The sequence below is a fragment of the Thermomonas haemolytica genome (assembly GCF_004346265.1).
Taxonomy (GTDB): Bacteria; Pseudomonadota; Gammaproteobacteria; order Xanthomonadales; family Xanthomonadaceae; genus Thermomonas; species Thermomonas haemolytica.
The window spans coordinates 254,991-276,051 of sequence record NZ_SMAP01000003.1 but is presented as its reverse complement, the minus strand read 5'-3'; the positions used below and the strand labels follow the sequence as shown (position 1 = coordinate 276,051).

Sequence of the window (21,061 nt, the reverse complement as noted above, 5' to 3'; positions counted from 1 at the left end):
CGCCATGCGGCGCGCCTCCCCGCGGGAAGGACAGGAACCCCTATGAACGAGCAAAGCAGTCACATCGTCCGCAGCTACGACCAGGAGCAGGCCACCCTGCTCGACGAACTGATCCGCATGGGCCAGATGTCGGCCGCGCAGCTGGAGGCCGCGCTGGACGTGGTGGAACGCCGCGACGGCAACGCCGCCGAGCGCGTGATCGCCAACGACGAGGCGATCGACGCGCTGGAGCAGCAGGTCAACCACGACGTGATCCACCTGATCCGGCGCGGCCCGCTGGCCACCGACCTGCGCATCATCCTGGCCGCCCTGCGGGTGGCCTCGGACATCGAGCGCATCGGCGACTACGCCGCCAACATCGCCAAGCGCTCGCTGGCGCTCAACCTGTCGCCACCGCTGCCGCACACCCGCGGCCTGAACGCGCTCGGCAAGCTGGCGGTGCAGCAGGTGCGCGACGTGTTGGAGGCCTATCGCCACCGCGATGGCGAGGCCGCGCTGCGCGTGCGTGCGCGCGATGCCGAGCTGGATACGCTCTATACCGGCCTGTTCCGCGAGCTGCTCACCTACATGATGGAAGACCCGCGCGCGATCACCCCGTGCACGCACCTGCTGTTCATGGCCAAGAACCTGGAACGGATCGGCGACCACGCCACCAACATCGCCGAGAACATCTGGTTCCTGCTGCACGGCGAGACCCCGCTGCCGGAGCGCGAGAAGCGCGACGACAGCAACACCACGGTGGCCTGACCCGCCCTGCCGGCGGCGCGCTGGCCGCCGGCCGCCGCCGGGGGTAGGATCGGGGCTCCCGAAACTACTGGCAGGAGCTTTGCCATGTCCCATCCGCGCACCCCGCTGTCGCTGCTGATCGGCGCCGCCGTCGCCACCGGCACCCTTGCCAGCGGCAGCCTGTTCTCGATGGACGCGCTCGCCCACGGCTACATGCAGGACGCCGCCAAACCCGCGACCAACAAGGCTGGCGAAGGCAAATGCGGCGGCGAGGGCAAGTGCGGCGCCGGCAAGATGGCCAGCGCCAAGGCCGACCACGAAGGCGGCTGCGGCATGGCGAAGATGGACACCGACAAGGACGGCCGCATCTCGCGCGCCGAATTCGCAGCCGCGCACAAGGGTCAGGACGCGATGTTCGCCAAGATCGACACCAATGGCGACGGCTTCATCAGCCAGGCCGAGATGGACGCCCACCACGCGGCCATGCAGAAGCCCGCGGCGGAGACCAAGGCCGCAGGCGAAGGCAAGTGCGGGGAAGGCAAATGCGGCGAGGGCATGTGCGGCAGCATGTGAGCCGGCATGCCTGCCCCCTTGCCCGCGCATAGCGCCGGCCTCGGCCTGCGCCGCGCCCTGCTGGATGACCTGATCACAGCGCCCGCGGGCGCCTTCGATTTCCTGGAATGCGCGCCCGACAACTGGATCGGGGTGGGCGGCGTGTTTGCCGACAAACTGGCGCAACTCACGGCGCGCCACCCGCTGAGCGGCCACGGGCTGTCGCTCTCGCTCGGCGGCCCCGATCCGCTGGATCTGGACCTGCTGCGCCAGACCCGCGCCTTCCTCGACCGCCACCATGCCGCGCTCTACAGTGAGCACCTCAGCTACTGCGCGGCCGGTGGCCATCTGTACGACCTGCTGCCGCTGCCGCATACCGAGGAGGCCGTGCGCCATGTCGCCGCGCGCATCCGCCAGGCGCAGGACGTGCTCGGACGGCGGATCGCGGTCGAGAACGTGAGCACCTATGCGGTTCCGGCCGCGGAGATGGACGAGGCGACGTTTGTACGCGCGGTGCTGGCAGAGGCCGATTGCGACCTGCTGCTCGACGTCAACAATGTGTACGTCAACGCCGCCAACCACGGCTTCCACGCGCGCGCCTACATCGCCGCCCTGCCGGGCGAGCGCATCGCCGGCTACCACATCGCCGGCCATGACGACGAGCCCGACGGGCTCAAGATCGACACCCACGGCGCCAGCGTGAAGGACGACGTCTGGGCGCTGCTCGACTTCGCCTATGCCACCCACGGCGTGCGCCCCACCCTGCTCGAGCGCGACTTCAACTTCCCGCCGCTGCCGGTGCTGCTGGAGGAAGTGGCGCATATCCGCCGCCTGCAGGCCGGGTACCCATGAGCGCGCTGCACGCACAACTGCACGCGCTGGCCGCGCACGTGCGCGACCCCGCCACCCATCCCGGCCCGCCCGGGATCCCCGAACGCCGCCTGCGGGTGTACCGCAAGCTGGTGCGCAACACCCTCGCCACCCTGCTCGGCGGCACCTTCCCGGTGCTGCGCACCACGCTGGGCCCGCGCGACTGGTCCGCGCTGCTGGAACGCTTCCTGCGCGAACACCACAGCCGCACCCCGCTGTTCCCGCAGCTGGGGCGGGAGTTCACCGCGTTCCTTGCCAACATCGAAGACCCGGCGCGGCCCTGGCTGGCGGAGCTGGCCGACTACGAATGGGCCGAACTCGGCCTGCAACTGGCGGACGCCACTCCACCGCCGCATACGCCGGACGCCGACCTGCTCGACGGCATCCCGCAGCTCTCCCCGCTGGCCTGGCCGCGCGCCTACCGCTGGCCGGTGCAGCAGATCGGCCCCGGCTTCCAGCCGACCACCCCGCCCGCGCAGCCCACCCTGCTGCTGTTGCGCCGTGACGAGGCCGGATGCGTGCACTTCGCGCAGCTCTCGCCGCTGCTGTACTGCCTGCTGGAACGGGCAGACGGCAACACCACGCACAGCAGCCGCGCGCTGCTGCTGCAACTGGCCGCAGAAGCCGGCCAGCCCGATACCGCCGCGGTCCTCCGCGAGGCCCTGCCGATGCTGGCGCGGTTGCGCCAGGAAGGCGTGCTGGTGTGGCGTGCAGCCGGTCGAGAAGAGTGACGCTGGGGCGGGTCTTGCAAGGTTGGGAAACTGTATCCCTGCGGAAACCGCCGCGCGCACTACCCTTGGGCAGCATGGAGGGCGTTCCATCCACCCCTCCCAAGGAGCTTGACCATGCACACCCTGTCCCGCACCGCCCTGCTGTCCGTCCTTGCTGCATTCGCCGCCGGCGCCCTCGCCGGCAATCCGCCCGCCGCGCCAGCCGGTGGCATCAGCCTGGCGCAGGCGCGCGCGATCGCGCTTCAGGCCGCGCCCGGCAAGATCGTCAAGGAAGAGCGCGAGAAGGAAAACGGCGCCCTGCGCTATTCCTTCGACATCCGCCAGGAGGGCAAGCCCGGCCAGGTCCACGAGATCGGCGTGGACGTGGCCACCGGCAAGATCGTCGAAGACAAGTTCGAAGCCGACGCCGACCGCGACTGACGCCATCATGCTGCGCATCCTGCTCGCCGAGGACGACCCCGACACCCGCCAGTTCGTGGAGCGCGCCTTGCGCGAGCAGGGCCACAACGTCCTTGCCGCCGAACGCGGCGAGGACGCGCTGCACCTGGGCCTGAGCGAGGCATTGGATGTGATCGTGCTCGACCGCATGCTGCCGGGGCTGGACGGGCTGAGCGTGCTCAAGCGCCTGCGCGCCGCGGAGATCAGCACGCCCGCCCTGCTGCTGACCGCACTGGGCCGGATCGAGGACCGCGTGGACGGCCTGCAGGCCGGCGCCGACGATTACCTGGTCAAGCCGTTCGCCTTCAGCGAGCTGGCCGCGCGGGTGCAGGCGCTGGCGCGCCGGCGCGCACCGGCCAGCGTCGCCACCGTGCTGCGGGCGGATGGGATCGAGATGGACCTGCTGCGCCGCGAAGTGCACCGCGAGGGCCGCCTCATCGCGCTGCAGCCGCGCGAGTTCCGGCTGCTGGAAGAACTGCTGCGCAACGCCGGCCAGTTCGTCACCCGCACCATGCTGCTCGAGCGCGTGTGGGACTTCCATTTCGACCCGCAGACCAAGATCGTGGAGACCCACATGAGCCGCCTGCGCGCCAAGCTCAACGACGGCTTTGCGAGCGACGCGATCGAAACCGCGCGCGGCGCGGGCTATCGGGTGCGTGCATGAGCCGCATACGCCTGCTGCCGCGCAGCGCGGCGCGCCGGATCGCGCTCATCGGCCTGCTGATCTATGCGGCGGCGCTGCTGCCGCTGGGCATCGCCGTCTATTACGCGACCCACGCCGCCCTGCAACGGCAGATCGCGGCGAACCTGGCGCAGCTGTCGGACACCCTGCAAACCGATTACCGCAACGATGGCGCGCGCGGCCTGATGCAGGTGATGGCGCGCCTGCACGGTGCCGGGCCGATCCCGCAAGGCGCCGCCCTGTTCGCCGCCGATGGCCGCCGGCTGGGCGGCAACATCGAGACCGCGCCGCCCGCGGCGCTCGGCTGGCAGAAGATCCTGCTGCGCGACCCGCGCGAAGGGCCCGACCCGGCCCTGGCCCTGGTCAGCGCCCTGCCGGACGGCAACCGGCTGGTGGTCGCGGCCGATCTGGAGGCGCTGGAAACCATCGACCGCACCCTGCTGGGCGTGTTTGCCATGGCATTGGTCGCGCTGTTCGGGCTCGGCCTGCTGGCGGCCTTGCTGCTGGCGCGCTACCTGCGTCGCCGCCTGCAGCCGCTGGATCGCACCACCGCGGCGGTGCTGCATGGCGACCTGAACCAACGCGCCGCCATCACCGCCGCCGGCGATGAATTCGACCGCGTGGCCGCCTCGCTGAACGCAATGCTCGACCGCATCGCCGCGCTGGTCGAAAACCTGCGCCAGGTCAGCGCGGATCTCGCCCACGACCTGCGCACCCCGCTGATGCATCTGCGCAACCAGCTGGAAGCCCTGCACGACGAATCCGACCCGGCGCAGCGGCAGGCGCGGATCGAAGCCGCGCAGGCGCATACCGACGAGGTGCTGGCGCTGTTCGATGCGATCCTGCGGATCGCCGAAGTCGATGCCGGGCAACTGGCCAAGGGCTTTAGCGTGCTCGACCTGAGCGCGCTGCTGGCCGAGCTGGCCGACAGCCTGCAGCCGCTGGCCGAAGACAGCGGGCATGTCTTTTCCGCTGCGATCGCGCCGGAGTTGCGCGTGCGCGGCGACCGCCAGCTGCTGGCGCAGGCGGTGCTGAACCTGGTCGAGAACGCGCTGCGCCACACGCCTTCCGGCTGCCGGGTGGAGCTGCGCGCCGGGATCGCCGCCGAGCCCGACAGCGGCACCATCACGGTCTGCGTGCGCGACCACGGCCCCGGCATCCCGGCCGCCGACCGCGCACGCGTGCGCCAGCGCTTCGTGCGGCTGGAAGCCTCGCGCAGCACGCCCGGCCACGGCCTCGGCCTGAGCCTGGTCGAGGCGATCACGCAGGCGCACGCCGGCCAGCTGCAACTGGAGGATGCCGCCCCCGGCCTGCGCGCCTGCCTCCTCCTGCCGCCGTATCGTGATTCCACGGAGATCCATCCATGATCCGATCCGCACGGCCACTGCCTGCGCTGGCGCTCGCGCTGCTGCTGGCCGCCTGCGCCAGCTACGCGCCGCAGCCGCTGGCACGCGACCCCGCCCTGCTGGCACCGCCGGTGGCCAGCATCCTGCAGGCACGGGCGGACGCGATCCCGCGCCCGTGGCTGGCCCCGGTGCGGATCGACCTGCAGGCCCCGCTGGACGATGCCGCGGTGGCCACGCTGGCAGTGGTCAACGGCCCCGACCTGGTCGCCCTGCGCACTCGCGCCGGGATCGCCGAGGCGCAGGCCTTCGCCGCCGGCCTGCTGCCCGACCCCACCTTCAGCCTCGGCGCCGACAAGGTGCTGCGCGGGCCGGACACCCTGCTCAACCTGAGCGCCGCGCTGGGGTTCGACCTCAATGCCCTGCGCACGCGCGCGCTGACCCGCGCCCAGGCGAACGCGCAGGCGCGCAGCGTGCGTCTGGACCTGGCCTGGGCGGAATGGCAGGCGGCCGGCCAGGCGCGCCTGCAGGCGGCGCGCATCCGCGCCTACGAGCGCCAGCTGCCGCCGCTGCGCGACAGCGCACGCAGCGCCGCGCAACTGGCCGAGGCCAGCCAGCGCGCGGCGGCACGTGGCGACATCACAGCCGAGGCGGCGCAGGCGCAGCGGCTGGCGGTACTGGACGCGCAGACCCGCCTGCGCACGCTGGAGCAGGATTTGCTGACCGCGCGCCAGACCCTCAACCGGCTGCTCGGGCTGCCGCCGCAGACCCCGCTCGCCCTGGCCGATACGCCCATGAACGCCGCCCAGCCCGCGCCGCTGGAGGCCCTGTTCACGCAGGCGATCGCGCAGCGCAGCGACCTGGCCGCGCTGCGTGCCGGCTACGACGCCCAGGAGGCCGCGCTGCACAAGGCGATCCTGCAGCAGTTCCCCAGCCTCAACCTGAGCCTGACCGGCAACCGCGACTCCGCCGGCAACCTGCTGCTGGGGCCGGCGATCGACTTCACCCTGCCGCTGTGGAACCGCAGCCGCGGCAACATCGCGGTGGAAACCGCCACCCGCGCCAGCCTGCGCGCGGAATACGCGGCGCGCCTGTTCCAGACCCGCGCCGACCTGGCCAGCGCGCGCGAGGCCCTGCTGCTGGCGCTGCGCCAGCGCGCGGCGGCGCAAGCGGATGCCCCGGCCCTGCGGATGCAGGCCGAAGCCGCGCAGGCCGCCGCCCATCGCGGCGACCTGGCGCAGGCCGCGGCCGATGCCCTCGCCCAGGCCTGGCGCGACCGCGCCCTGCTGCTGGCGCAACTGGAGCAAACCATCGCCGAGCAGCGCATCGCGCTCGAACTGTTGATCGGCGCGCCGACCGAGGAGACCCCATGAACCACCGCCTCCCCGTTTTCCTGCTGTGTCTATTGCTGACCGCCTGCGGGCGCAGCGGCGATGCCGATGACGCCGAGGCCAGCACCGCCGCCGCGCGCACCCTGGTCACCCCGGCCACCGCCCAGCGCGGCACGGTGGCGCAGACCGTCACCCTGTATGGCCAGGTCGAGGCCGGCAGCGACAGCCAGCGCATGCTGGTCGCGCCGGTCGAGGCGATCGTGGCCGCGATCGACGCCCCTGCCGGCAGCCGCGTGCGCCAGGGTCAGCGCATCGTGCGCCTGCAACCCAGCCCGGCCACCCGCGCGCAATGGCAGTCCGCGCAAGCCGAAGCCCAGGCCGCGCGCGAAGCGCTGGCACGCGCACAGCGCCTGCGCGCGGACGGCCTGGGCAGCCAGGCCGACATCGAAGCCGCGCAGCTGCGCCTGCGCAGTGCCGACGCCCAGCGCACGACTCTGCAGGCACGCCTGGCCCAGCTCGACCTGCGCGCGCCTGCCGCTGGCGACGTGCAGCGGGTGCTGGTGAATGTCGGCGACCTGCTCGCGCCCGGCGCGCCGGTGGCCAGCCTCGCAGCGGTCGGCGCCGGGGTGGCGCGGTTCGGGATCGACCCGGCGCTGATCGACAGCCTGCAGGTGGGCGCCCCGGTGCAGGTGCAGCCGCTGGATGGCCGTCCATCCTTCTCCGCCAACGTGCGCAGCCTCAGCCGTGTGCCCGATCCGCAGACCCGGCTGGCCAGCTTCCTGGTGGACATCCCGGCCGCGTATGCGCCCAGCCCCGGCCAGCCGCTGGCGGCCCGGGTGGCGGTCGCCAGCGTGCGCGATGCCGTGGTGGTGCCCTATGCCGCCCTGCTGGACGATGGCGGACAGCCCTATGTCTATGTCGTGAAGAACGGCATCGCCCAGCGCCGCGACGTGCAGCTGGGGCCGACGGATGCCCGCCAGGCGGCGATCCTCGCCGGCGTGCGCGCGGGCGAGCCGGTGGTCGTCGCCGGCGGCACCGCGCTGGAAGACGGCATGCGGGTGCGCACGCAATGAGCAGCGCCCTCACCCGTCACGCCCGCAGCCTGTGGCTGGCGCTGCTGCTGCTCACCCTGGGCGGTATCGTCGGCGCGCTGCGGATGCCGGTCAGCCTGTTCCCGCAGATCGACTATCCGCGCATCCTGGTGGCGATCGACGCCGGCGAGCGCGACCCGGCGCAGATGGAGGCCGAAATCACCCGGCCGATGGAAATCGCCCTGCGCGCGGTGCCCGGCGTCACCCACATCCGCTCCACCACCAGCCGCGGCGCGGCCGAGATCGCCCTGAACTTCCCCTGGGGCCAGGACATGGCGCAGGCCACGCTGGCCACGCAGGGGGCGCTGGCCACGGTGGCCTCGCGCCTGCCGCCGGGCACCGACTACGAGGTGCGGCGCTCCGATCCCAGCCTGTTCCCGGTGCTGGGGCTGGCCCTGACCTCCGACAGCCTCGATCCGCAGGCGCTGCGCCAGCTGGCCGAGCTGAAACTCCGCCCGGCCCTGACCGCGGTGGACGGCGTGGCCGGGGTGGACGTGCTGGGCGGTGCCGCGCGCGAGTTCGAGGTCGCTGTCGACCCGGCCAAACTGGCCGCGCTCGGGCTGTCGATCGACGACGTGGCGCGTGCGCTCACGCAGGCCAACCTGGTGCGCGGCGTGGGCCGCCTGCAGGACCGCCACCGGCTGTATCTGGTGCTGGTCGAACATCGCCCGGCCACGCCGGCGGAACTGGCGCGGATCCCGATCAAGTCCGGCGACAGCGCCGCCGCCGGGCAGGTGACGCTGGGCGATGTCGCGCGCATCCATCCGGCCAGCGCACCCAACTACACCCTGGTCAACAGCGACGGCCACCGCGCGGTGCTGGTGAACGTGCGCCAGGGCCTGGGCGGCGACACCGTGCGCATCGTGCAGCAGGTACAGGCGCGCCTGGCCGGCCTGGGGCTGCCGCCGAGCGTCAAGGTGACGCCGTTCTACGACCAGTCGGAGCTCGTCGTCGGTGCCGCCAGCGCGGTGCGCGATGCGATCCTGCTCGGCGCCCTGCTGGCCGGGCTGGTGCTGTGGCTGTTTTTGCGCTCGTGGCGGCTGATGGCGATCACCGCCGCGGTGCTGCCGGCGGTGCTGGCCGCCTCCTGCCTGGTGCTGTATGCGCTGGGCCTGCACTTCGACATGATGACGCTGGGCGGCATGGCCGCCGCGGTCGGCCTGATCGTGGACGATGCGGTGGTGATGCTCGAGCACGTGATGCGGCGCATGCAGGAAGGCCGCGCGCGCACGCCGCCGGGCATCCTCGCCGCCGCCGCGGAGATGACCCGCCCGCTGCTGGGGTCCACCGGGGCCACCATCGTGGTGTTCCTGCCGCTGGCCTTCATCGCCGGGGTCAGCGGCGGCTTCTTCAAGGCGCTGGCGGTGACCATGGTGGCCGCACTGGTGATCTCGCTGCTGTATGCACGCCTGTTGATCCCGCTGCTGTGCGCGCACTGGCTGCGCCCGCGCGATGCCGAGCTGGCCGAGCGCGCCGGCGGCTGGCTGGGCTGGCTGCTGCGCCAGTACCACCGCGCGCTCCGGGCGGTGATGGCACATCCGGGACGATTCGCAGCGAGCGTGGCGCTGGTGCTGGGCATCGCCGGCGGACTGGCCTGGTACAAGGTGCCGTCCGGGTTCATGCCGAAAATGGACGAAGGCGGCTTCATCCTCGACTACAAGGCCCAGCCCGGCGCCGCGCTGGCCGACACCGACCGCCTGCTGCGCCAGGTCGAGGCGCTGATCCGCGCCACGCCCGAGGTGGCCAGCTATTCGCGCCGCACCGGCCTGCAACTCGGCGGCGGGCTGACCGAGGCCGACGAGGGCGACTACTTCATCCGCCTCAAGGACGGGCGCCGACGCCCGATCGAGGCGGTGATGGCCGACCTGCGCCAGCGCATCGCCACCCAGGTGCCGGGGCTGCAGGTGGAGACCGCGCAACTGATGGAGGACCTCATCGGCGATCTCACCGCGGTGCCGCAGCCGATCGAGATCAAGCTGTTCGGCGACGATCCTGCGCAGCTGGCGCCGGTCGCGCAGCGGGTGGCCGGCGCGATCGCGCGCATCCCCGGCGTGGTCGAGGTGGTGGACGGCCTGCGGGTGGCCGGCGACGCGATCGCGATCCGGGTCGATGCCGGGCGCGCCCGCCTGCACGGGCTGGACCCGGCGCAGGTGGCCGACCAGGTGGAGGCGCTGGTCGGCGGCAACGTGGCGACCCGGGTGCGCGTCGGCGAGCAGATGCTGGACGTGCGCGTGCGCGGCCCATCCGACCTGCGCGCGCGCGCGGCGGAGCTGGCGCAGCTGCCGCTGGTGGCGCCCGACGGGCACGCCCTGCGCCTGGGCCAGGTCGCGCAGGTCGTGGTGGTGGCCGGGCAGCAGCAGCGCACGCGCGAGGACCTGGCACCGTTCATCGACGTCACCGCGCGCCTGGAAGGCCGCGACCTCGGCTCGGCCATGGCCGAGGTGCGCAAGACGGTGGCATCCCTGCGGCTGCCAGGCACGATCCGGGTCGAGTACGGCGGCCTGTATGCGCAGCAGCGACAGAGCTTTACGGACATGACGCTGGTGTTCAGCGCCGCGCTGCTGCTGGCGGCGCTGCTGCTGACCTTCCTGTTCGAGCGCCTCGCCTGGACGCTGGCGGCGATGGCCACCGTGCTGCTCAGCGCGGGCGCCGTGTTCATCGGCCTGTGGCTGACCGGGATCGAACTGGACGTGTCGGCCCTGATGGGCCTGACCATGGTGGTCGGCATGGTGACCGAGCTGATCGTGTTCTATTTCTCCGAACTGCCCGCCGGACAGCCAGCCGAAGTGACTGCCTTGCGCGAGGCTGGAGAAAAACGCCTGCGCCCGATCCTGATGTCGGCGCTGATCGCGATCCTCACCCTGAGCCCGCTGGCGCTGGGCCTGAGCCGCGGCGCCGGGCTGCAACAGCCGCTGGCCACCGCCATCATCTTCGGCCTGATCGCCGCGGTACCGCTGGTGCTCTTGCTGCTGCCGGCGCTGGTGTGCGTGCTGCAGGGCCGCCCGCGCACGCCGCCGACTGCGGCAGTGGAATGACCTCGGTACTCAGGGCGCGCGCAGCAACGCGCTGCCGCTGCGGTAGAGGATGTAGGCGGCGACCGCGAACACGATGCCGGCGAAGATCCGCGCCAGGGTGTTGCGCTGCCCGGCCAGGCGCAGCGACAACCGGGTGCCGACGAGCCCGCCGAGCAGACCGCCGGCGATGAACAGCCCGGCCACCGGCCAGTTCACCATGCCGGACACCGCGTAGTTGAGCGCGGTGGCCAGGCCGAAGGTGCCCACCGCCAGCAGCGAGGAGCCGACCGCGTTGGCCATCGACATCCCGGTGGCCAGGATCAGCGCCGGCACGATCAAAAAGCCACCGCCGATACCGAAGAACCCGGAGGCACCGCCGGCCAGCAGCGCCGCCACCCCGGTACGCAGGCAGTTGCGCAGGGTGGTGATCTGGTGCGCGGCGCCGCGCTCGCGCCGCGGGCGCAGCATGGCGATGCCGACCGCGACCATGATCAGGCCGAACAGGAACAGCAGCGCCTGCCCGTCGATTGCCTTGCCGAGGGTGGAACCGAGCAGCGCGCCGACGGTGCCGACCAGCGCGAACACGATCGCGCAGGCCCAGCACACGTTGCGGCGGCGCGCATGGCTGGCGAAATTGAGATACGCATTGGCCGACACCGCCAGCGCGCTGGTGCCGATCGCCACGTGCGGCTGCGCGATCCCGACCACGTACAGCAGCAGCGGGGTGGCCAGGATCGAGCCGCCGCCGCCGATCAGGCCGAGCACGAACCCGACCGCGGCGCCGGAGCCGACCGAGGATAGCGTCTGCCAGAGGTCCAGCATGGCGCTCAGCCCGGCAGCTGCCGGGCCATCTGGTAGGCCATCGCGCAGCGGTTGCCGGAGGCGCAGTAGGCCAGCACCTTGCCCGGCGCCTGCGCCAGCACCTGCTTGAGCTGGGCGGCCTGGGCCGGGGTCACCGCGCCGGACTGGGCCGGGATGTAATGCGTCTTGAGGCCGTGCTTTTTCGCCTCGGCCTCGACCTGGGCCCAGGCGGGCTGGCCGGCCATCTCACCATCCGGGCGCATGCACACCAGGGTGGTATAGCCGGCCGCAGCGATCGCGGCGACCTCGCGCGGATCGACCTGCGGGCTGACGTGGTACGTGGGGGTGATGGGGGTGATGGGGGTGATGGCAGGCATGGGGGATTCTCCTTGCTGGAATGGGAAGGCAAATGCGACTTACAGCGCGTTCAAAGGCAGTTTGAGGAAGTGGCGGCCATCGGCCTCTGCCGGCGGCAGGTGGCCGGCGCGCATGTTCACCTGCAAGGAAGGCAGGATCAGGCGCGGCATGCCCAAGGTGGCATCGCGCGCCTGGCGCATCGCCACGAAGGCGTCTTCATCACTACCGTCGGCGACATGGATATTGGCGCGGCGTTCTTCGGCCACCGTCGTCTCCCAGCGGATCTCGCGTCCGTTCGGGCCGTAGTCGTGGCACATGAACAGCCGCGTGTGCGGCGGCAGCGCCAGGATGCGCCGGGCCGAGCGATACAGCGTGTGGGCATCGCCGCCGGGAAAATCGGCGCGCGCGGTGCCGGCATCCGGCATGAACAGGGTGTCGCCGACGAACGCGGCATCGCCGATGACGTGGGTCATGCACGCCGGGGTATGCCCGGGCGTATGCAGGGCGAAGGCTTCCAGGGTGCCGATCGTGTAGCGGTCGCCGTCCGCGAACAGGCGGTCGAACTGGCTGCCGTCGCGCTGGAACTCGGTGCCTTCGTTGAAGATCTTGCCGAAGGTGCGCTGCACTTCCACGATCTTCTCGCCGATCCCGATCCTGCCGCCCAGCTGCTGCTGCAGCCACGGCGCGGCGGAGAGGTGGTCGGCATGGACATGGGTTTCGATCAGCCATTCGACCTGCAACCCCTGCGCGCGCACGTGGTCCACGATGCGCTGCGCCGAGGCATAGCCGATGCGGCCGGCGGCGGGATCGAAATCCAGCACCGGGTCGATGATGGCGCAGGCGGTGCTGGCCGGATCGCGCACCACGTAGCTGATGGTGTTGGTGGCGGGGTCGAAGAAGGCGGTCACGTCCGGATGGGCGTCGGAAACGGGCGGCAGCGATGCGCTGTGCATGGCGATCTCCTTGGTGGCGTTCTGGACTTACGGTGCGATGGTGTCGTCGCTGGCATCATCGCCGACGTTCATGCGGGGCACTGTAGGCCCGTCCCGCGCGCAAGGGAAACGAATTATTCCGTCCTGTGTGATCGACCTGCTCGATAACGCTTTCGCTACCATGGCAGTGTCCAAGCCCTCCGCATGTTCGCCATGTCCGCCCTGCCCAATCTGCGCCACCTGCGCTACCTGGTCGCCCTGCACGACCATCTGAACTTCGGGCGCGCGGCCGCCGCCTGCTTCGTCACCCAGTCCACCCTGAGCGCCGGCATCCGCGAGCTGGAAGCGCAGCTGGGCGCGCAGGTGGCCGAACGCAGCAAGCGCAGCGTGGTGATCACCCCGCTCGGTCACCGGCTGGTGGCGCGCGCGCGGTTGCTGCTGCGCGAGGCCGAGGCGCTGGTGGCGATGGCGGCCGAGGACGGCAACCCGATGGCCGGCACGATCGACCTCGGCGTGCTGCCCACCATCGGCCCGTTCCTGCTGCCGCGGCTGATCCCCGCGCTCGGCCGCCAGTTCCCGCAGCTGCGGCTGGCCCTGCGCGAGGACAAGACGGGCAACCTGCTGGACCAGCTGGCCGAGGGCCGGCTCGACCTGGTGCTGATGGCCTTCCCCTACGACACCCCGGGCATGGAAACCCGGATGCTGTTCGACGATGCCTACCGCTTCGCCACCCGCAAAGACGACGCGCCGCGGCCGGTGAAGGGCAAGCGCTTCGACCTGCAGGCGCAGATCGACGAGCGCAACCTGCTGCTGCTGGAGCACGACCACTGCCTGCACAGCCACGCCCTGCCCGCCCTGCAGCACGCGGCGGAGGTGGGGCGCGTCAACTTCTCCTCGACCAGCCTGCACACCCTGGTGGCGATGGTGTCGGAAGGCATGGGTGCCACCTTCCTGCCCGACCTTGCGATCACCGGCGGCATCCTCAAGGGCACGTCCGTGGTGGTACAGCCGCTGGGCGATGCCGCCAGCGCGCGCACCATCGGCCTGTGCTGGCGACGCAACGCGGCACGGCGCGAGACCTTCGTGCAGCTGGGCGATTTCCTGCACGCCTGGGCGGCACGCCACGTGAAGCCGTGGGCGCCCGCCTGAGCCGGCGCGCGCGGCGGCTCTGCTAGGCTGTGCGGATGACGGATCTCATGAATGCTCCCGCAGATGCGCCCGCCTTCACGCCGATGGCGCAGCGTTTCCGCGGCTTTCTGCCGGTGGTGGTGGACGTGGAGACCGGCGGCTTCGACTGCCAGCGCCACGCGCTGCTGGAAATCGCCGCCATCCCGATCGAACTGGATGCCGCCGGCCGCCTCGTCCCCGGCGAGATTGCGCACGCGCACATCGCGCCGGCACCCGGCACCACGATCGACCCGAAATCGCTGGAAGTGACCGGCATCAAGATCGGCCATCCGCTGCGCGGCGAAGTGGACGAACGCAGCGGGCTGGATGCGATCTTCATCCCCGTGCGCGCGGCGGTGAAGAAGCACGGCTGCCAGCGCGCGATCCTGGTCGGCCACAACGCCCACTTCGATCTCGGCTTCCTCAATGCCGCGGTGGCGCGGGTGCAGCACAAGCGCAACCCGTTCCACCCGTTCAGCGTGTTCGATACCGTGACGCTGGCGGGAGTCGCCTACGGCCAGACCGTGCTGGCGCGCGCGGCGATGGCCGCCGGCCTGGGCTGGGATCCGCAGGAAGCGCATTCGGCGGTGTATGACGCGCTGCAGACCGCGCGCCTGTTCTGCGCGATCGCCAACGCCTGGCCGCTGCCAGCCGCTGCGGGCACGGGCGGTGCCGATCCGGATACCGCCACCGGCGCGGCCTGACGCGGCCGGCGTCAGGCGATGCCGCCGCCCTTGCGCGCGCTGCCAAGCGTGCGCGCAATGCCGTACAGGCTGATCGCGACCCAGGTCGCCTCCAGCAGAAACACCGAGATGTTGAAGCTGCCCCACAGCGAGGCCAGCACTCCGGAGGCGCCCAGCAGGTTCATCAGCTGGTAGGGCAGGCGGTTGCCGTGCAGGCGCCCGGCCTGCAGCAGGAAATACGAGAGCACGATCGACACCGTGCCCGCCAGCCCCACCCAGTCGTACCAATGCAGATTCATCTGCATCTCCTTACGCCGCTCACGCCAGCCGCTGGCGCACGGCCTCGAACAGCGCCACCCCGGCCGCAACCGACACGTTCAGGCTCTCGAAGCCCCCCGGCATCGGGATCTTCACCAGCCCGTCGCAGTGCTCGCGGGTGAGCCGGCGCAGGCCTTCGCCCTCGCTGCCCAGCACCAGCGCCACGTTGCCGGTGAGGTCGGTGGCATACAGCGAGGCCTCGGCCTCGCCGGCCAGCCCGTAGATCCACACCCCGGCCTTCTGCAGCTCGCGCAGGGTGCGCGAGAGGTTGGTGACGCTGAAAATCGGCAGCGTGTCCGCCGCGCCGGCCGAGGTCTTGCGCACGGTGGCATTGACCTGCACCGCCTTGTCCTTGGGGATCACCACCGCGGTCGCGCCCGCCGCCGCCGCGCTGCGCAGGCAGGCGCCGAGGTTGTGCGGGTCCTGCACGCCGTCCAGCACCAGCAGCAGCGCCTTGCCTTCGGCGGCGTCGACCAGGCCCGGCAGTTCGTGCTCGTCCCAGGTCTTGGCCGCGACGTAGCGCGCCGCGGCGCCCTGGTGGCGGACGCCGCCGGCCACGCCGTCCAGCGCCTGCTGGGAGACCCGGCGCACGTCGATGTCCTTGCGCCGCGCCTGCTGCTCGATCTCGAGGATGCGCGGGTTCTTGCCGCCGGCTTCCAGCAGCACTTCGCGCACGTGTTCGGCATCGTGCTCCAGCGCGGAGGCCACCGCGTTCAGGCCGACGATCCATTGGGAGGATTTGCTCATGTGGCTATTGTGCCGCGCCGCGGCCCCGTGCGCCCGGAAACACGCGCCCGCGATGCCCCGGCGGGCACGCCCTCCCCGCCGCCCGCGGCGAAAGGGAGGGCGCCCGGGCTAGTACTTCTGCTTCTTGCGGCGGGCTGGCTGGCCGCGTTCCGGCAGCGGCGGCAGACCGGCGTCGTCCTCGGCCAGGCGGAAGTCGATCTTGCGTTCCTCCACGCTGGCCTTGAGCACCACGATGCGGACGCGGTCGCCGAGCCGGAACGCGCGCCCGCGGCGCTCGCCGGTCAGCGTCTTGCGCACCGCGTCGAAGTGGTAGAAATCGCGCGGCAGCTGGGTCACGTGGACCAGTCCGTTGACCTTGGACTCGTCCAGCTCCACGAACAGGCCGAAGCTGGTGACGCCGCTGATGGTGCCGTCGAACTCCTTGCCGACATGGCTTTCCATCCACGCCGCGCGGTAGCGCTCGTCCACCTCGCGCTGGGCCTCGTCGGCGCGACGGGAGCGTTCGGAGCACTGCAGCGACAGCGCCGCCATCTCGTGCGGCGAATAGTCATAGGCCTCAGGCTTGCCGCCGCGCAGCGCATGCTTGATCGCGCGGTGCACCAGCAGGTCTGCATAGCGGCGGATCGGCGAGGTGAAGTGCGCGTAGGCCTCCAGCGCCAGGCCGAAGTGGCCGATGTTCTCCGGCGCGTACACCGCCAGCGACTGGCTGCGCAGGATCACCGATTCCAGCAGCGCCGCGTCCGGGCGCTCGCGCACCTTCTCCAGCAGGTTGCGGAAGTCCTTCGGCCGCACCTTGCCCCACGGCGGCAGGCGCAGCTGGAACTCCTTGAGGAACTCCTCGAGGTCGGCGTACTTCGACTCCGGCGGCTTGTCGTGGTCGCGGAACGGGGCCGGCACGCCGCAGGCGAGCAGGAACTTCGCGGCCTCCACGTTGGCCGCGATCATGCATTCCTCGATCAGCTTGTGGGCGTCGTTGCGCTGGAGCATGCCCGCCTGTGCCACCGCGCCCTGCGCGTCCAGCACGAAGCGCACCTCGCCGGTCTCGAACTCGATCGCGCCACGCTTGGCGCGCGCCTTCTCCAGCACCTTGAACAGCCGGTGCAGGTTGCGCACCTGCGGCAGCAGCGGGCCGATCTTGGCCAGCGCGGCGGCGTGGTCGTCCTCGGGGATGCCCTCGCCCACCGCGTTCCATACGTCGCTGTAGGTCAGCCGCGCGTGCGAATGCATCACCGCTTCGTGGAAGCTGGCCTTGGCGACGATGCCATCGCGGCCGATCTCCATCGCGCACACGAAGCACAGCCGGTCCACCTGCGGATTGAGCGAGCAGATGCCGTTGCTCAAGGTCTCCGGCAGCATCGGCACCACGAAACCTGGGAAGTACACCGAGGTCGCGCGCTTCTGCGCCTCCTCGTCCAACGGCGTGCCGGGACGCACGTAGTGCGAGACGTCCGCGATGGCGACGATCAGGCGGAAGCCATCGCGGGTGGGTTCGCACCAGACCGCGTCGTCGAAGTCCTTGGCGTCCTCGCCGTCGATCGTCACCAGCGGCACCGCGCGCAGGTCCACCCGCCCGGCGATCTCCGCGGGCTGCACCTCCAGCGGCACCGCGGTGGCCTGCGCCAGCACCTCGGGCGGGAATTCGTGCGGGATGTCGTGGCCGTGGATCGCCGCCTCCACCGCCTGCGAGGCGGTGAGTTTGTCGCCCAGCACCGCCAGCACCTTGCCGATCGGCGGTCGGTGCGCGTCCTGCGGGGTGGTGATCTCGGCCACCACCAGTTGCCCCGGGCGGGCGCCGTTGCGCGCGTCCTGCGGGATCATCAGGTTGCGCTGGATGCGCTTGTCGTCCGGCACCACGTAGGCGATGCCCAGCTCCTCGGTGTAACGGCCCAGCAGCCGGGTCAGGCGGCGCTCCAGCACCTCGACGATGCTGGCCTCGCCGCGGCCGCGGTGGTCGAGGCCGATCAGGTTCACCAGCACGCGGTCGCCGTGGCTGACCTTGCGCATCTCCAGCGGCGGCAGGAACAGGTCGTCGCCGCCCTTCTCCGGGCGCAGGAAGCCGAAGCCGTCGGGATTGGCGATGACCGTGCCGGCGATCAGCTCGGCCTGCGCCGCCGGCACGTAGCCGCCGCGACGGTTCTGCAGCAGCTGGCCGGCGCGCAGCATCGCCGCCAGCCGCTTCTGCAGCGCCTCGAAGCGGTCGGGGGCGGTCAGCCCCAGGGTGCGCGCCAGCTCGGTATCGTCCATCGGGCCGTCGTGCGCGGCCAGCACCTGCAGGATCAGCTCGCGGCTGGCGATCGGCTGCTCGTAGCGCTGGGCTTCGCGCTGGGCATAGGGATCGGCCACCGGTGTGCGCTGGCCGGCCGGGGGCGGTTCGGGCATCCACGGCGGCCGCGCGCGGGAAGCGCCGTTCTTGCCTGCCGGCGCGCGCCGCTTACCGGCTTTGGAGGGTGCACCGGCAGACTTGCCGGACGTCTTGCCGCGGCCACCGCCGCGCTTGCTTGGGGGTTTGCTCATCCCGCGATGGTACAGGCAGGGAGGTGAAGCGCCGCCGGCCGGTGAAAATACCTGTTGACAGCCCGCAGGCATCTCCGGAAAATGCGCGGCTCACCACCGGCCCAGGTGGCGGAATTGGTAGACGCACTAGTTTCAGGTACTAGCGGGTAAAACCGTGGAGGTTCGAGTCCTCTCCTGGGCACCACGTGAAGCATGAAAAGCCCGCGCAAGCGGGTTTTTTCGTTTCTGGTTCCTGCACGTGCCTGCACATTCCTGCACGGCCAGAGGGCGGCGGCAGGCTGCGCCCGTCAGGCGTCGCGTGCCGCGCGGCCAGTGGCGTGCAGGCTCACACCCCGGCGGCGTGCCGCCACAGCGCGCGCGCCAGCGGCGGCAGGCGCCCGGCCAGGCCCAGCGCGTGGCCGCGCACCAGGGTGGGCAGCAGCGCGTCGTTGCTGAACACCCGGTTGATGGCCTCGAACGCATACGCGCCGAGTGCGTTCTCGCTGCGGCGGTTGCGCGCCCAGCGCGCCAACCGCGCCGGCGCGGCGATGTCGCCACCCTGCGCTTGCGCCGTGCGCACCAGCGCGCGCAGCGCGGCCACGTCGCGCAGGCCGTGGTTCACGCCCTGCCCGGCCAGCGGGTGCATGACGTGCGCGGCATCGCCCACCAGCAGCACCCGCCCTGCGACCTGCGTGTCCGCCAACTGGCGCCGCAGCGGGAACGCGGCGCGCGGCGACTGCAGCGTGAAATCACCGAGTTCGCCGCCAAAGGCAATGGACAGCGCCTGCTCGAACTCCGCCTCCGGCGCCTGGAGCAGGCGCTGCGCCTCGGCCTCCGGCAAGGTCCACACGATCGACCCGAGGTGGCCTTCGAGGCCGGCGTCGCCGTCCGCGGCGAACGGCAGCAACGCCACCGGCCCGGTCGCCAGGAACCGCTGCCAGCAGGTGTCGCGGTGCGGCGCGCTGCTGGCGACGAAGGCCACCAGACCGCGCTGGTGGTAGTCGTGCTGCGGGGCCGCGATCCCGGCCAGCTGGCGCAAGGCCGACTGCCCGCCATCGGCGGCGATCGCCAGCCGCGCCTCCAGCTGCAGGCCATCGTCCAGGCGCAGGCGCACGCCGTCGTCCATTTGCTCCAGCCCTTCCACCCGCGCCGGGCAGTGCAGGCGCACGCCGGCCGCCGGCAGCGCCTGCCATAGCGCATCCACCAGCAGGGCGTTCTCGACGATCCAGCCCAGCTGCGGCTGCCCCAGCACGTCGGCATCGAATACCAGCGGATCACCGCCCGCGGCATCCCAGACCCGCATGCCGCGGTAAGGCTGCGCGCGGCAGGCCGCCACCTGCGGCCAGACCCCCAACTCGCGCAGCAGGGCCGCGTTGTCGGGAGCGAAGGCATACACCCGCAGATCGCGCGACTCGCGCCGCCACGGCGCGGGCGGGCGCGCCTCCACTAGCGCCACCTGCAATCCCGCGCGCGCCAGCGCCAGCGCCGCCGTCGCGCCGACCACGCCGCCGCCGGCGACGACCGCATCCAGCTGCCCGCGCCGGCTCATGCCGCCCGCCCCCGGCACAGCGCCGGCACGTCGCCGCGATAGCCCATCGCGCCGCCCACCAGCCAGGCCTGCAACCCGCCCGACAGCCCGCCCGCCAGCAAGCCGGCGCTACGCAGCGGGCGCAGCAGCGGGGCGTCGCTGGCGGTCAGCCGCGCCAGCCCGTCGGAGAACGCCAGCGTGCGCGCACGGTCCTCGGCGCGACGCGCGGCATATTGCCCGAGCACCGCGTCGGCGCCAGGGTCGCCACCGTTGGCGGCGATGCATTCGGCCAGGGTGAGCGCATCGCGCAGGCCGAGGTTGAAACCCTGCGCGCCGATCGGATGGATCGCCTGCGCCGCGTTGCCGACCAGCACCGCGCGCGGCGCGGTGAGCGCATCGGCCACGCAGCGCTGGATCGGATAGGCGCTGCGCGGCCCGACCGCGAAAAAGCGCCCGGCGCGCCAGCCGAACACGTCCTGCACGCGGGCGAGGAAGGCGGCATCGCCGAGCGCGGCCACCGCTTCGGCCTGCGCGCGCGCGACCCCATGCACCAGCCCGTAATGGCCATCCCCGCGCGGCAGCAGCGCGGTCGGGCCGGCGTCGGTCAGGCGCTCGTAGGCGGTGCCGTCGGGCGCGCGCTGGGCGCGCAGGCGGGCGACGAACAGGGTCTGGCCGTAATCGTGCTGTTGCACGCCGATGCCCAGCGCTTCCCGCACCGCGCTGTGCGCGCCGTCGGCGGCAACCAGCAGCCGCGCGCCGAGGACGCGCTCGCCGCCGGGTTCCTCGACGCGGATCCAGCGCAGGCCGGGATCGCCCGCCTCCAGCCCGACAAAGCGCGCCGGGCGGTAGCGCACCAGGTGCCGCAGCTGCTGCAGCCGCGTCTCCAGCGCCGCGCCGAAATCGCGCGCCACCACCACGCGCCCGAAGACCTCGCGCCCATGCTCGCGCGCATCGAGCAGGACGCGCCCGAAATCTCCGCTGCGGCTGATGTGGATGCGCTGGATCGGCCCGGTCGGCGCGCGCAGCAGCGGCAATACCCCGAGCGCATCGAGGGCATTGAGGCTGGCCTCGGCCAGGCTGAGGTTGCGCTGGTCGAACACCGGCGGCAGCGCCTCGGCAGGGGCGGCTTCGACCAGGCCAACCTCAAGGCCCTGGGCATCGAGGGCGATGGCGAGGCTGGCGCCGACCAGGCCGCCGCCGACGATCAGGACGTCATGCACCGGGCCGCGCGTGGGGGCGTGGGAGGACATTGCGCTA

20 protein-coding genes and 1 tRNA gene are annotated in these 21,061 nt (G+C 71.9%); 13 read left to right on the top strand and 8 right to left on the bottom strand.

Annotated elements, in window-relative coordinates; translation table 11 throughout:
* Window positions 1-42: 42 nt before the first annotated feature.
* The 10 genes from phoU to EDC34_RS06105 all read left to right on the top strand — a co-directional run bounded on the left by phoU (window position 43) and on the right by EDC34_RS06105 (window position 10,799).
* The gene (gene phoU, locus EDC34_RS06150; RefSeq protein ID WP_114959623.1) at window positions 43-747 is read left to right on the top strand and encodes a phosphate signaling complex protein PhoU; all 705 of its coding nucleotides are present in this window, start codon (window positions 43-45) and stop codon (window positions 745-747) included.
* 84 nt (window positions 748-831) lie between these two features.
* On the top strand, window positions 832-1,299 hold the full coding sequence (locus EDC34_RS06145) for an EF-hand domain-containing protein (RefSeq protein WP_114959624.1): 468 nt from the start codon (window positions 832-834) through the stop codon (window positions 1,297-1,299).
* 6 nt (window positions 1,300-1,305) lie between these two features.
* The gene (locus EDC34_RS06140; RefSeq protein ID WP_114959625.1) at window positions 1,306-2,130 is read left to right on the top strand and encodes an HvfB family MNIO-type RiPP peptide maturase; all 825 of its coding nucleotides are present in this window, start codon (window positions 1,306-1,308) and stop codon (window positions 2,128-2,130) included.
* Window positions 2,127-2,879 (top strand): HvfC family RiPP maturation protein, encoded by a 753-nt coding sequence (locus tag EDC34_RS06135; protein WP_114959626.1) that lies wholly within the window; start codon window positions 2,127-2,129, stop codon window positions 2,877-2,879. The genes EDC34_RS06140 and EDC34_RS06135 overlap by 4 nt, the downstream gene beginning before the upstream one ends.
* A 114-nt stretch (window positions 2,880-2,993) precedes the next feature.
* A complete protein-coding gene (locus EDC34_RS06130; protein ID WP_114959627.1) occupies window positions 2,994-3,299 on the top strand; it encodes a PepSY domain-containing protein in 306 nt (101 codons plus the stop codon).
* A gap of 7 nt (window positions 3,300-3,306) precedes the next feature.
* Entirely contained in the window at window positions 3,307-3,981 is a 675-nt protein-coding gene (locus EDC34_RS06125) for a response regulator transcription factor (RefSeq protein ID WP_240311059.1), read from the top strand.
* Entirely contained in the window at window positions 3,978-5,366 is a 1,389-nt protein-coding gene (locus EDC34_RS06120; RefSeq protein ID WP_205388041.1) for a sensor histidine kinase, read from the top strand. The genes EDC34_RS06125 and EDC34_RS06120 overlap by 4 nt, the downstream gene beginning before the upstream one ends.
* Window positions 5,363-6,715, top strand: coding sequence for a TolC family protein (locus EDC34_RS06115; RefSeq protein ID WP_114959628.1), 1,353 nt, complete (start codon window positions 5,363-5,365; stop codon window positions 6,713-6,715). Before EDC34_RS06120 ends, EDC34_RS06115 begins: the two co-directional genes overlap by 4 nt.
* Window positions 6,712-7,746 (top strand): efflux RND transporter periplasmic adaptor subunit, encoded by a 1,035-nt coding sequence (locus EDC34_RS06110; RefSeq protein WP_114959629.1) that lies wholly within the window; start codon window positions 6,712-6,714, stop codon window positions 7,744-7,746. The genes EDC34_RS06115 and EDC34_RS06110 overlap by 4 nt, the downstream gene beginning before the upstream one ends.
* A complete protein-coding gene (locus EDC34_RS06105) occupies window positions 7,743-10,799 on the top strand; it encodes an efflux RND transporter permease subunit (RefSeq protein WP_114959630.1) in 3,057 nt (1,018 codons plus the stop codon). The genes EDC34_RS06110 and EDC34_RS06105 overlap by 4 nt, the downstream gene beginning before the upstream one ends.
* Window positions 10,800-10,808: 9 nt before the next feature.
* On the opposite strand, the gene EDC34_RS06100 is transcribed toward EDC34_RS06105, so the two are convergent.
* From EDC34_RS06100 to EDC34_RS06090, 3 genes are read right to left on the bottom strand one after another with little or no spacing between them, the layout of a single operon-like run.
* Window positions 10,809-11,600 carry a sulfite exporter TauE/SafE family protein gene (locus EDC34_RS06100; RefSeq protein WP_114959631.1) on the bottom strand — a complete coding sequence of 264 codons (792 nt, stop codon included), beginning with the start codon at window positions 11,598-11,600 and terminating at the stop codon, window positions 10,809-10,811.
* Between the two features lie 5 nt (window positions 11,601-11,605).
* Window positions 11,606-11,956 carry a protein tyrosine phosphatase family protein gene (locus tag EDC34_RS06095; protein WP_114959632.1) on the bottom strand — a complete coding sequence of 117 codons (351 nt, stop codon included), beginning with the start codon at window positions 11,954-11,956 and terminating at the stop codon, window positions 11,606-11,608.
* A gap of 39 nt (window positions 11,957-11,995) precedes the next feature.
* Entirely contained in the window at window positions 11,996-12,889 is an 894-nt protein-coding gene (locus tag EDC34_RS06090; protein WP_114959633.1) for an MBL fold metallo-hydrolase, read from the bottom strand.
* Between the two features lie 192 nt (window positions 12,890-13,081).
* Between EDC34_RS06090 and EDC34_RS06085 the strand changes: the two genes are divergently transcribed.
* Both EDC34_RS06085 and rnt read left to right on the top strand, forming a co-directional pair.
* A complete protein-coding gene (locus EDC34_RS06085) occupies window positions 13,082-14,017 on the top strand; it encodes a hydrogen peroxide-inducible genes activator (RefSeq protein WP_114959854.1) in 936 nt (311 codons plus the stop codon).
* 47 nt (window positions 14,018-14,064) lie between these two features.
* Entirely contained in the window at window positions 14,065-14,739 is a 675-nt protein-coding gene (rnt, locus tag EDC34_RS06080) for a ribonuclease T (RefSeq protein WP_114959634.1), read from the top strand.
* Window positions 14,740-14,750: 11 nt separating this feature from the next.
* On the opposite strand, the gene EDC34_RS06075 is transcribed toward rnt, so the two are convergent.
* The 3 genes from EDC34_RS06075 to rnr all read right to left on the bottom strand — a co-directional run bounded on the left by EDC34_RS06075 (window position 14,751) and on the right by rnr (window position 18,297).
* The gene (locus EDC34_RS06075; RefSeq protein ID WP_240311060.1) at window positions 14,751-15,017 is read right to left on the bottom strand and encodes a CBU_0592 family membrane protein; all 267 of its coding nucleotides are present in this window, start codon (window positions 15,015-15,017) and stop codon (window positions 14,751-14,753) included.
* 19 nt (window positions 15,018-15,036) lie between these two features.
* Complete coding sequence (gene rlmB / locus EDC34_RS06070; protein ID WP_114959636.1) at window positions 15,037-15,783, bottom strand: 23S rRNA (guanosine(2251)-2'-O)-methyltransferase RlmB; 747 nt, start codon at window positions 15,781-15,783, stop codon at window positions 15,037-15,039.
* A 108-nt stretch (window positions 15,784-15,891) separates the two neighbouring features.
* On the bottom strand, window positions 15,892-18,297 hold the full coding sequence (gene rnr / locus EDC34_RS06065; protein WP_114959637.1) for a ribonuclease R: 2,406 nt from the start codon (window positions 18,295-18,297) through the stop codon (window positions 15,892-15,894).
* Between the two features lie 99 nt (window positions 18,298-18,396).
* Here rnr and EDC34_RS06060 point away from each other — a divergent pair.
* Window positions 18,397-18,481 (top strand) — tRNA-Leu (locus tag EDC34_RS06060).
* 141 nt (window positions 18,482-18,622) lie between these two features.
* On the opposite strand, the gene EDC34_RS06055 is transcribed toward EDC34_RS06060, so the two are convergent.
* Window positions 18,623-19,825 carry an FAD-dependent oxidoreductase gene (locus EDC34_RS06055; RefSeq protein ID WP_114959855.1) on the bottom strand — a complete coding sequence of 401 codons (1,203 nt, stop codon included), beginning with the start codon at window positions 19,823-19,825 and terminating at the stop codon, window positions 18,623-18,625.
* Window positions 19,822-21,054, bottom strand: a complete 1,233-nt coding sequence (gene ubiH, locus EDC34_RS06050; protein WP_114959638.1) for a 2-octaprenyl-6-methoxyphenyl hydroxylase — start codon at window positions 21,052-21,054, stop codon at window positions 19,822-19,824. The genes EDC34_RS06055 and ubiH overlap by 4 nt, the downstream gene beginning before the upstream one ends.
* Between the last annotated feature and the right edge of the window lie 7 nt (window positions 21,055-21,061).